We start from the raw sequence: 10,771 nt of genomic DNA, 5'->3' as shown, positions 1-10,771 counted from the left end.
CCCGGAGGTCTTCGGCCCGGTCATTCCGGTGCTCGCCTACGACGACCCCGAGGAGCTCGCCGGACGGGCCAACGGGCTGGAGTACGGCCTGGCCGCCTCGATCTGGACCGACGACCTGTCCACCGCGCACCGGCTGGCCGCCCGCATCCGGGCCGGAGCCGTCTTCATCAACATGATCCACGTCCCCGACGCGGCCACCACCTGGGGCGGCTACCGGGCCAGCGGCTGGGGGCGCGAGATGGGACCGTACGCCATAGACGCCTACACCGAGGTCAAGGGCGTCTGGACGCACCTGGGAGGCGCCTGATGGGTGAGCTCGTCCTCGCCGCCAAGATCACACACGTGCCGTCGATCTGGCTGTCGATCCAGCCGGGCAGGCACTTCGGCATCCGCAGGCCGGCCGAGCTGGCGCTCACCGAGGTCGGCAGCAGGGCGCGGGAGCGCGGAGCCGACACGTTCCTCATCGCCGACACCCACTGGATGAACAGCATCGGCTTCCACCTGAACGGCAGGCGCCGCCACTACGGCTCCTTCGCCAGCCACGAGCTGCCGCACTTCATCCACGACCTGGAGTACGACTACCCGGGCGACCCCGACCTGGCCGAGCTGGTCAGGCAGGAGATCGTGGCCGGCGGGCAGAAGGCCATGGTGCACGACTACCGCGACCTCGGCCTGGAGTACGCGACCCTGGTGCCGATGTACTTCATGAACGCCGAGTCCGACATCCGGATCCTGCCGATCGGGTGCAACATCTACTCCTCCATCGAGGAGAACCGGCTCATCGGCGAGGCGCTGATGCGGGCCGTCGCGCGCAGCGAGCGGAAGGTGGCGTTCCTGGCCAGCGGGTCCCTCTCGCACGCCTTCCCCGACAACGAGATCGCCGAGACCCTGCTCAACGACGTGAGCAGCGACTTCAACCGCAAGGTCGACCTGACCGTGCTGGACATGTGGACCGAGGGCCGCACCGCCGAGTTCCTCGACCTGCTGCCCGACTACAACCGGCGGTGCACCGGCGAGGGCGCGATGGCCGACACGGCCATGCTCTTCGGCCTGCTCGGCTGGCGCTCCTACACCGGGCGGGGGGAGCAGCTCTGCCCGTACTTCGGCTCGACGGGCACCGGGCAGGTGGTCGTGGACTTCACGATCCCGGCATCCGATACGATAGAAAATCATATCTGAAATCGGGGGTTGCGTGGCCGGGGAAGGTGTCGCCCGTGTTCGTGGTCGGCAAGATGATGGGATGGCGCGGGGAATCGAGCGTATCGTCGATTCCGCCGAGGGGGCGGAGCTGGTCGGGCCGGCGGGAGCGGGTTTCCGCGACGTGATCGTGAGGGTGATGTGAGCACCACGGAGAAGCGGGCCAAGGGGGGCTCGAAGGCGGAGATCAGCTACGACCTCCTGCGCTCGCGCATCCTCGACGGCACCTACGGCCCCGGCTACCGGCTCGTGATGGACCAGCTGGCCCGCGAGACGGGCGTGAGCACGATCCCGCTGCGCGAGGCGGTGCGCCGCCTGCAGTCCGACGGGCTGGTCGAGGTGGTGCGCAACATCGGCGCCCGCGTCGCGGTCTTCGACGCGGTGCAGGTCGAGCACACACTGAACGTGCTGGCCAGGCTGGAGGGCTACGCCACGGCGATCTGCGCCCCGCGCATGAACGCGGCCCAGATCCAGGAGACGCGCGAGATCAACGAGCGGATGAAGGAGGCGCTGGAGGAGTTCGACCCGGCCGCCTTCACCGCGCTGAACAAGGAGTTCCACTTCTCGCTCTACCGCCACTGCCCCGACGAGCACCTCAATGCGCTGCTCGAGTCGGAGTGGGCCAGGCTTGACCACATGCGCCGCTCCACCTTCACCTACGTGCCCGGGCGGGCGCGCAAGTCGGTCGAGGAGCACGAGCACCTGCTCAAGCTGATCGAGGAGCAGGCCGACGCCGGCGTGATCGAGGAGGCGGCCCGCGCCCACAAGATCGCCACGGCCGCCGCCCTGCACAACGCCCGTCCTAGGTGAGCAGCTGGCCGACGTCGCTGCCTCGCTGGACACGACGCCGGCCAGGTTGTGCATCGCCTGACCCATCGACCCCGAAGGGCCCTAACAGGTCGTCCACATCGCCGCGAGCGTCGTCGGCGAGGTCGGGTCGGCGGACACGGAGCCGTGGCCCCACAGGTGGTCGCCGGACGGGTCGGCGCCGTTGCGCGCCACCCACATGGCGCCCACCCAGACGGTCGGCCCGTCGGGCGCCCCGGCTCCGTTCGTGCTCGGCTGCGTCTCCTGCCCGGTACGCAGCCACGCGCTCAGCAGCGACGTGCCCTGCTTGGCGTACGTGGTGAGCTTCGTGCCCTCGTCGGCGGTGAAGAAGGTGATGGCGCCGTAGCCGAGCAGCATGTGCAGCCCGTCGAAGGCGCCCTGCCACCGGGTCAGCACGTCGCCGCCGCCCGCGCTGAGCAGGTCGTCCTGCAGCGGCCCGCAGGCGGCGATCACCGCCCACTCCAGGTCCTGCTGCCCCCACAGGTCGGGCGCGCCGCCGACCTCGGAGAAGCTGAGGAACGTGTCGTCCGGCTTGCTCAGCACCCAGCCGTCCTGGTTGGCGTGCCCGGTGTAGAAGACGAAGTCGGCCGCGTCGACCCAGATGTCGTCGTTGCGCCGCCAGTCGGACTCCCAGGCGTTGGCCTCGCCCCAGTTGAAGTTGACCAGCCAGCCGTCGGCCGCCAGCCCGTCGACGAAGCCCTGCGCGTCCTGCTGGGCCAGCGACCCGCCGATCCACGAGGTGCCGCACTCGAACGGGTTGACCGCCATCGTGGCGTAGCCGCGCCGCTTGGTCACCTGGTCGTAGGGGCGCGTCATGCGCTGTACGGCGCGCGGCGGTTGCGGCTCGAACTTGGCCGGGGCGGGTCCGAACTCCGTGGCCGCGATCGTGATCTGGCGGAGCGGGACCCGCCGGTCGCCGAACTCGGCCATCGCCCGGTAGACGTAGACCGGGTAGAGGAACTCCTGGTCGGTGAATGCGGCCGCGCTGGCGTAGGCCAGCGACGCCTCGACGTCGACCACCCGCAGGCCCTTGGTCTGCTCACGGAAGGCGGCGTCCGCCCGCTCCCTCGGGATCATCTCCGACTCGGCGACCAGCTTCTCCACCGGCCGCCACACGCCGCGGTAGCCGATCAGCTCTCCGCCGTCGCCGAAGGTCAGATGGAACGATCCACCGCCGCCCACGAGAGGCAGCGTGTCGCCCCGCAGCCCGACCTCGATCGGGAAGTTGACCTGCACGTCCAGCGCGTGATCCTCGCGGCGCCCCGAGGTCTGCAGCGCCAGCCTGGTGCCGCCCACCGTCGGCTGCCCCAGACGGAACGGCTGGTCCTGGTCGAACTCCGGCAGCAGCCGATGCTCGCGCGCGATCTTCCAGGCCTGCTCGACGGCCTGCTCGTCGCTGGGCAGGGATGGGCGGGCCTGCGGGTTCCACAGCCGGCTCTCGTCGGCGGCGAAGTACCCGAAGCCGCGCGTGTCGGCCTCCACCAGGTGCGTGCCGGAGCGCAGCGCGAGCGTGCGTTCGCGCTTGGCCAGCTGGAACTCCTTGATGCCGAACAGGCGCTTGGCGAGTTCGATGACCGCCTGCTCGTCGACGGGCTGCTGACGCAGCCGGTAGATGGGAAGTGTCGCCATGGGATCCACCTCTCTGTGGGGCGACTCGATCTGGAAAGGGGACCGCGAACGTGCGCGGCCGCTGAGTCACCCCTATGCCCGCCCCACGGCCCCGGCAATGCCCCACGCCGCTGTATGGAGGTACACATACCGACCGTTCATCTGGCTGGACGGGATGGCCGGGCGGTGGCCAGGACCGCGACCACGCCCGCGAGCAGCCAGGAGGCGGTCAGGGCGATCAGCCAGGACCAGCCGAAACCGCCGTAGACGGCGGTGCCGATCGTGCCGCCCGCGCCACTGCCCAGGTAGTACAGCAGCGTGTACAGCCCCGCCGCGCGCCCGCGTGCTCCCGGCGGAGCCTCGGCCGCGACCCACGCGTTCGCCACCGCGTGCGCGGCGAAGAACCCGGCGGTCAGCACGGCCAGGCCCGCCACCACCGCGGGCAACGCGGTCGACAGCGTCAGCGCGGTGCCCGCCGCGGTCACCAGCAGCGCCGCGACCAGCGCCCTGGCCCGGCCGAGACGGCTCACCAGGCGGCCGGCCGCCGCCGAGGACGCGGTGCCGGTGGCGTAGGCGAGGAACACCAGCGACGCCGCGGCGGGCGTCAGGTCGAACGGGGCGGCGGTGAGCCGGAACCCGGCCGCGTTGTAGATCGCCACGAACGCGCCCATGCAGAGCACCCCCACGGTGTACGGCGCCGCCAGCCGTGCCCAGGCACGCGCGCCGGCCTCCCGCCGCTCGGGTTCCGGTTGGGCGTGCCGTACGGGATGGGTGGCGGGGAGCGTGACGGCGGTGAACGAGGCGAAGGCGAGCGCCACGGCCGCGACCAGGACCAGCGCGCCGCGCCAGCCAAGCGGGCCGGCCGCGAAGCCGACGCCGAGGCGGCCCAGCATGCCGCCCACCGAGTTCCCGGCGATCATCGCGCCTACCGCGGAGGCCAGCCGTACCGGGCCGAGCTGGTCGGCGAGGTAGGCGGCCGCGACGCCGGGGAAGCCGGCGATCGCCACGCCCTGCAGCGCCCGCAGCACCAGCAGCGCCGGATACGACGGCGCGAACGGCAGCAGCAGCCCTAGCAACGCCGAGCCGAGCACCGAGCAGACGATCACCAGCCGCCGGTCCACCCGCTCCGACAGCGCCGCCAACGGCAGCACGGCCGCCGCCAGCGCCGTCGTGGCCACGCCCACCGCCAGTGACGCACGACCGGGATCGAGGCCGTAGGAGGCGGCGAGCTGGGGCAGGACCGGCTGGGGCGCATACAGCAGGGCAAAGGTGGACACACCGGCGGCGGCGACCGCCACACTCACTCGCCGTGTACCGACTTCTAGGGCAACCACTCTCCAAAAGCTAAGCTCAGCTAATAAATACGTCTAATACGGTCATATGCGATAATTCATGCTGTGACGTATGAGTACGAGGTCACGGCCAAGCTGGCACCCGCGCTGGCGCTGCTGGCCGCGGTGGGCGAGACCGGCCACGTCACCCGCGCGGCCGAGCTGCTCGGCATCCCGCAGCCCACCGCGAGCCGCAGGCTGGCGGCGCTGGCCGAGGTCGTCGGCGCGCCGCTGGTGCTGCCCGACGGGCGCGGCGTCCGGCTGACCAGGGCGGGCAAGGTACTGGCCGAGTCCGCGTCGCGAGCGCTCGCCGTGGTCGAGGGCGGCGTGCGGGAGGTGCGCGAGGAGATCGACCCCGGCAGCGGGCGGGTCGTGCTGGGGTTCCTGCACCTGCTCGGGCGGGCGCTGGTGCCCTCGCTGATCCGCGGCTTCCGCGAGCGCAACCCCGGCGTCCGCTTCACGCTCGTGCAGGGCTCGCGGCAGGACATGCTCGAACGGCTGCGCGACGGCGAGCTCGACCTGGTGCTCGTCGCGCCGCCGCCCGACGGCGACCCGGCGCTGGCCGCCGCGCCGCTGGCCGAGCAGGAGCTGCGCCTGTCCGTCCCGCGCGGCCACCGGCTTGCCGGCCGCGATCGGGTACGGCTGGCCGAGCTGGAGGGCGAGGACCTGGTCACGCTGGAACACGGCTACGGCCTGCGGCAGATCATCGACGACCTGTGCGCGGAGGCCGGGTTCGAACCCAGGATCGCCTTCGAGAGCCAGGAGTCGGAGACCGTGCGCGGGCTGGTGGCCGCCGGGTTCGGGGTGGCGCTGCTGCCCCACGTCGGCCCCGTCCGATCGCCCGGGGTGGTCGAGGTGCCGCTCGCACCCCCGATCTACCGCACGATCGGCCTGACCTGGCCCACCGCGGACCGGCTCACCCCGGTGGTCCGCTCGTTCCGCGACCACGTCCTGCGCACCGTCGGCGGCGACCGTCACCCTCGGGTGACGTGACCGACGCGTCGGCGGGTGAGCCCCGGACTCAGGGATGCGACAGGTTCTCGGCAACGGGCAACGGGCGACGGGCGGCCTGCGGCCTACGGCGAGAGACAGGCGACCCGCGGCGGGTAGCGGGCGGCCTGCGGCTGGCGGCGGGCGGCTTGCGGCGGGCAACGGGAGACGGGCGGCGGGCGGCCTGCGGCCTGCGGCGAGAGACGGGCGACCTGTGGCGGGCACCCCGCGGCGGCCTGCGGCCTGCGGCGGGTGGCGGGTCGGGTGATGTAGCCGCTTTGTTGGCGGGTGAGTGGCGGCTCGGGTGAGGGGATCGACTGTCGGTGGCGGGCTTCGGTGGCGTGATCGACTGTCGGTGGGGGCGGGCAGACTTGGGGGTCATGACCGACCATGGACTGGCGAGGGTGCTCGGCGACGTGGCTGCCGAGCGGGCGGCGCAGGATGCGCGCTGGGGTGTGCAGGAGTTCCCCGACGGCACGGGAGGCGACGGCGCGGCGGCCGCCGCCGACGCGGCCAAGCGACTCGTAGGCGCGGCGTACGACGCCGGCCACCTGACCTGGCGCGACGTCCTGCACGAGGAGGTGCTCGAGGCCTTCGCCGAGGCCGATCCCGAGCGGCTGCGGGCCGAGTTGATCCAGGTGGCGGCGGTGGCCGTCAAGTGGGTCCAGGCGCTCGACCGCCGCCCCGCCAAGCAGCGCTTCCGCGTGATCGTGGACGTTCACGTGCTGTTCATCCGCGACGGCCGGGTCCTGCTCGGCAGGCGGGCCGGCACCGGCTACGGCGACGGCATGTGGCACCTGCCCTCAGGGCACCTGGAGGAGGGCGAGTCCGTGGTCGAGGCGGCCTGCAGGGAGGCCCGTGAGGAGGTGGGCGTCATCATCGAGTCGGGCGACCTGACCTTCGCCCATGTGATGCACCGGGCGCCCGAGCGGGTCGGCCTGTTCTTCGTCGCGGAGAAGTGGACCGGCGAGCCGTACAACGCCGAGCCGGACAAGTGCGCGGAGCTGGGCTGGTGGCCGCTCGACCAACTGCCCGCCGACACCATCGACTACCCCGCGGCGGCCCTCAGGAAGGTCGCCATGAGCGAGCCGTTCGCCCTGCACGAATGGTCTACAGATCACTGATGGCCCGCTAGGGCTTCGTATACAGTCAGGACGCCCCTCCGGCCGTCCACGTTCAACCCGTCTGAGCGCGCTGAGCCGGGCGGTGCGGCGTGCCCGGGTAGTGCGGCGTGCCTGGGTAGTGCGGCGTGCCTGGGCAGTGGGCTCGGCCCGAGGCTGTGTGCTCGGCCCGGGCTGTGCTCGACCTGGGGCTGTGGGCTCGAGTCGGGGCTGTGCTTGGTTCGGGGCTGTGTGCTCGAGTTGGGTGGTGGGCTCGGCCCGGGTTGAAGGTGCGCCTGGTGGTCCGGGGTGCCCGGTTAGCTGGCGGCGTGACGGCGGGTGAGTGGCATCGACTCGCCGTCAGCGCCGGGCGCGGGTCATCAGGCGGAGTGCGGAGGGCGGCCGGTGGCGGCGGCCTTGCCGTACGAGCAAGGGGTTGTCTGCTGCTGTACAGAGAGATGGTTGTCTGCTGCTGTACGGGGAGATGGTTGTCTACTAAAGCTTGACGGCGCGAAACGGGGCTGTTGAACTTGGAGGCATGGCCGAGGTTTCCTTTGATACCGATCCCGGTCGCTACCGGCACCTGCGGCTGGAGGTCGACGGTGAGGTCGCCACGATCGTGCTCGCGGTCGACGAGTCCGGCGGGATCGCGCCCGGCTACGACCTCAAGCTCAACTCCTACGATCTGGGCGTCGACATCGAGCTGCACGACGCCGTGCAGCGGCTGCGCTTCGAGCACCCCGAGGTGCGCGCGGTCGTCCTCACCGGCGGGCTGGACAGGGTGTTCTGCGCGGGCGCCAACATCCGCATGCTGGCCCAGTCCTCGCACGCCTGGAAGGTCAACTTCTGCAAGTTCACCAACGAGACGCGCTGCGCCATCGAGGACGCCACCCTGCACTCCGGCCAGACCTACCTGGCGGCCGTCAACGGCACCGCGGCCGGCGGCGGCTACGAGCTGGCGCTGGCCTGCGACCGCATCATCCTGGTCGACGACGGCTCCACCGCGGTGTCGCTGCCCGAGGTGCCGCTGCTCGGCGTGCTGCCCGGCACCGGCGGGCTCACCCGCGTCACCGACAAGCGCCGCGTCCGCCGCGACCTTGCCGACGCATTCGCCACCAGCCCCGAGGGCGTGCGCGGGCAGCGCGCCGTCGCCTGGGGGCTGGCCGACGAGGCCGTCCCGCGCAGCCGCTTCGCCGAGACCGTACGGCAGGCCGCCACGCAGGCCGCCTCCCGCTCCACCCGCCCCGAAGGCGAGGCGATCCGGCTGACGCCGATCACCGCCTACTCCACCGTCGAGGCGTCCACGGGCGACGGGATCGTCACGATCACCGTGCACGGTCCGCGCGACGAACCCCACCCGGCGCCTGCGGTGGACACCGACTCGTGGTTCCTGCGGATGACGCGTGAGCTGGACGACCTGATCCTCCGGCTGCGCACCAACGAGCCGTCCCTGGGCACCTGGGTGATCAGGACCCAGGGCGATCCCGCTCTGGTCGCGCGGCACGACCCGGATTCCGGACGCCTGCCGTACAGCGAGATGCGGCACTTCTTCAAGCGGACGCTCAAACGGCTGGACGTGACCAGCCGCAGCCTCATCGCGCTCGTCGAGCCGGGCAGCTGCTTCGCCGGGCCGCTGCTGGAGCTGGCGCTGGCCTGCGACCGGCAGTACATGCTCGACGACCCGGACGTCACGATCACCCTCACCGACGCCAATTTCGGCAAATACCCGATGGGCAATGGCCTGTCCAGGCTCGCCTCGCGCAACCTGGACAAGCTCGAACCGGAGGCCGGGCGGCCCATCGGTGCGCAGGAAGCGCTCGAGCTCGGGCTGGTCACCTTCGCCCCCGACGACCTCGACTGGGACGACGAGATCCGCATCGCCCTGGAGGAGCGCGCCGCGCTCAGCCCCGACGCGCTCACCGGCCTGGAGGCCAACCTGCGCTTCGCCGGGCCGGAGACCATGGAGACCAAGATCTTCGCCCGCCTCGCCGCCTGGCAGAACTGGATCTTCAACCGCCCCAACGCCTCCGGCCCCGACGGCGCCCTGCGCCGCTACGGCACCGGCCGGCGCCCCGACTACGACCGAACGAGGGTGTGACGGCATGTCGATCGACTACAGCGAGCGCATTCCGAACAACGTCGACCTCGCCGACGACCGCCGGCTGCAGCGGGCGCTCGAGTCGTGGCAGCCGCGCTTCCTGCAGTGGTGGGGCGAGATGGGGCCCGCGCTGCCCACCCAGGACGTCTACCTGCGCACCGCCGTGGCCGTCGGCCGCGAGGGGTGGGCGCACTTCGACCACGTGGCGCTGCCCGAATACCGGTGGGGCATCTTCCTGGCCGAGCGCGACCCCGACCGGCGCATCGGGTTCGGCCAGAACAAGGGGCAGCCCGTCTGGCAGCAGGTGCCCGGCGAGTTCCGGGCCGAGCTGCAGCGGCTCATCGTCGTGCAGGGCGACACCGAGCCCGCCAGCGTCGAGCAGCAGCGCAGGCTCGGCCTGACCGCGCCCAGCCTGTACGACCTGCGCAACCTCTTCCAGGTCAACGTCGAGGAGGGGCGGCACCTGTGGGCGATGGTCTACCTGCTGCACGCCTACTTCGGGCGCAGCGGCCGGGACGAGGCGGAGGCGCTGCTGCTGCGCAACTCGGGCAGCGAGGATTCGCCGCGCATCCTGGGCGCCTTCAACGAGGAGACGCCCGACTGGCTGTCGTTCTTCATGTTCACCTACTTCACCGACCGGGACGGCAAGTACCAGCTCGGCACGCTGAAGGAGTCGGCCTTCGATCCGCTCAGCCGTACCTGCGAGTTCATGCTGAAGGAGGAGGCCCACCACATGTTCGTGGGCACCACCGGGGTCGACCGGGTGGTGGAGCGGGCGGCGCAGGTGATGCGCGAACACGACACCGACGACATCCAGAAATATGGCGCCATCCCGCTGAATGTCATCCAGAAGTACATCAACTTCCACTACAGCGTGAGCCTGGACCTCTTCGGCGGCGAGACCTCCACGAACGTGGCCAACTACTACACCGCCGGGCTCAAGGGCCGCTGGCAGGAGTCCCGCCGCGCCGACGACCACGTCCTGACCTCGTCGTCGGCCACCATCCAGCAGATCGAGCACGGCCGGCTCGTGGACGTCGAGATCCCCGCCCTGACGGCGCTCAACGCCGACCTCCGCGCGGAGTACGTCACCGACTGCGTCACGGGCGTGAACCGCTGGAACCGCATCCTCGGCGGCCTCGGCACGCTCTACCTGCCGCACGTCGCCTTCAACCGCCAGGTCGGCGCTTTCGCCGGCCACCACGTCACCCCATCGGGCCGCGTCATCGACCAGCCCACCTGGGAAACCCATCGCGGCGACTGGCTCCCCACCCCCGACGACAAGACCTTCGTCCGGTCCCTGATGCGCCCCGTCTACGAACCCGGCAAGATCGCCGCCTGGCTCGCGCCTCCGCGCAACGGTATCAACGGCCGACCCTTGGACTACGAGTACGTCCACTTCTAGGAAACGTCGCATTAATGCGGTGGCAATTCCACCGGAGCGCAGCTACTGTGGGGCGTCATAAGAGACAGAAAATGTGTTGGCGCCGGACCCTGCCTGTCTGGTCCAATGGCATTGGACACGCAAGCCCGAGTCAGTGAGGAAGGATATCCGTGAAGCGCGAAGCCAATCCGTTGCTGCGGCGGTGCCTGTGTAGGCATCTCGCGCTGCTCGGTAG

The 10,771-nt window shown here is 71.1% G+C and carries 8 protein-coding genes and 1 pseudogene; 7 read left to right on the top strand and 2 right to left on the bottom strand.

The features are described 5' to 3' along the window. Nucleotides 1-10: 10 nt before the first annotated feature. The 3 genes and pseudogenes from KIK09_RS01870 to KIK09_RS01860 all read left to right on the top strand — a co-directional run. A pseudogene (locus KIK09_RS01870) lies at nucleotides 11-307 on the top strand (aldehyde dehydrogenase family protein); the annotation flags it as partial. Further along, nucleotides 307-1,179 (top strand): 3,4-dihydroxyphenylacetate 2,3-dioxygenase, encoded by an 873-nt coding sequence (hpaD, locus tag KIK09_RS01865; protein ID WP_214316836.1) that lies wholly within the window; start codon nucleotides 307-309, stop codon nucleotides 1,177-1,179. The pseudogene KIK09_RS01870 and the gene hpaD, both read left to right, overlap by 1 nt. A gap of 159 nt (nucleotides 1,180-1,338) precedes the next feature. Then, nucleotides 1,339-2,007, top strand: a complete 669-nt coding sequence (locus KIK09_RS01860; protein ID WP_214316835.1) for a GntR family transcriptional regulator — start codon at nucleotides 1,339-1,341, stop codon at nucleotides 2,005-2,007. 81 nt (nucleotides 2,008-2,088) lie between these two features. Here the strand turns inward: KIK09_RS01860 and KIK09_RS01855 are convergent, their stop codons facing one another. Beyond that, complete coding sequence (locus KIK09_RS01855) at nucleotides 2,089-3,654, bottom strand: DUF6345 domain-containing protein (protein WP_214316834.1); 1,566 nt, start codon at nucleotides 3,652-3,654, stop codon at nucleotides 2,089-2,091. A gap of 137 nt (nucleotides 3,655-3,791) precedes the next feature. Beyond that, nucleotides 3,792-4,931: an MFS transporter gene (locus tag KIK09_RS59860; protein ID WP_308163885.1), complete on the bottom strand. Its 1,140-nt coding sequence runs from the start codon at nucleotides 4,929-4,931 to the stop codon at nucleotides 3,792-3,794. 99 nt (nucleotides 4,932-5,030) lie between these two features. On the opposite strand from KIK09_RS59860, the gene KIK09_RS01845 reads away from it, so the two are divergent. From KIK09_RS01845 to boxB, 4 genes are all read left to right on the top strand, one after another. Beyond that, nucleotides 5,031-5,957: a LysR family transcriptional regulator gene (locus KIK09_RS01845; protein WP_308163884.1), complete on the top strand. Its 927-nt coding sequence runs from the start codon at nucleotides 5,031-5,033 to the stop codon at nucleotides 5,955-5,957. 377 nt (nucleotides 5,958-6,334) lie between these two features. Next, nucleotides 6,335-7,078: an NUDIX hydrolase gene (locus tag KIK09_RS01840; protein WP_214316832.1), complete on the top strand. Its 744-nt coding sequence runs from the start codon at nucleotides 6,335-6,337 to the stop codon at nucleotides 7,076-7,078. A 514-nt stretch (nucleotides 7,079-7,592) separates the two neighbouring features. Beyond that, nucleotides 7,593-9,152: a 2,3-epoxybenzoyl-CoA dihydrolase gene (gene boxC, locus KIK09_RS01835; protein ID WP_214316831.1), complete on the top strand. Its 1,560-nt coding sequence runs from the start codon at nucleotides 7,593-7,595 to the stop codon at nucleotides 9,150-9,152. 4 nt (nucleotides 9,153-9,156) lie between these two features. Beyond that, nucleotides 9,157-10,557, top strand: coding sequence for a benzoyl-CoA 2,3-epoxidase subunit BoxB (gene boxB, locus KIK09_RS01830; protein ID WP_214316830.1), 1,401 nt, complete (start codon nucleotides 9,157-9,159; stop codon nucleotides 10,555-10,557). Nucleotides 10,558-10,771 lie beyond the last annotated feature (214 nt).

It is taken from the genome of Nonomuraea sediminis (assembly GCF_018531495.1).
GTDB lineage: Bacteria > Actinomycetota > Actinomycetes > Streptosporangiales > Streptosporangiaceae > Nonomuraea > Nonomuraea sediminis.
The sequence above is the reverse complement of the archived record's forward strand: the minus strand, read 5'-3'. Positions and strand labels throughout refer to the sequence as shown.

Bases quoted from the DNA above. Each gene is read 5' to 3' on its own strand.
- KIK09_RS01855 (WP_214316834.1), bottom strand. From the start codon at position 3,654: ATGGCGACACTTCCCATCTACCGGCTGCGTCAGCAGCCCGTCGACGAG.
- hpaD (WP_214316836.1), top strand. From the start codon at position 307: ATGGGTGAGCTCGTCCTCGCCGCCAAGATCACACACGTGCCGTCGATC.
- boxC (WP_214316831.1), top strand. From the start codon at position 7,593: ATGGCCGAGGTTTCCTTTGATACCGATCCCGGTCGCTACCGGCACCTG.
- boxB (WP_214316830.1), top strand. From the start codon at position 9,157: ATGTCGATCGACTACAGCGAGCGCATTCCGAACAACGTCGACCTCGCC.
- KIK09_RS01840 (WP_214316832.1), top strand. From the start codon at position 6,335: ATGACCGACCATGGACTGGCGAGGGTGCTCGGCGACGTGGCTGCCGAG.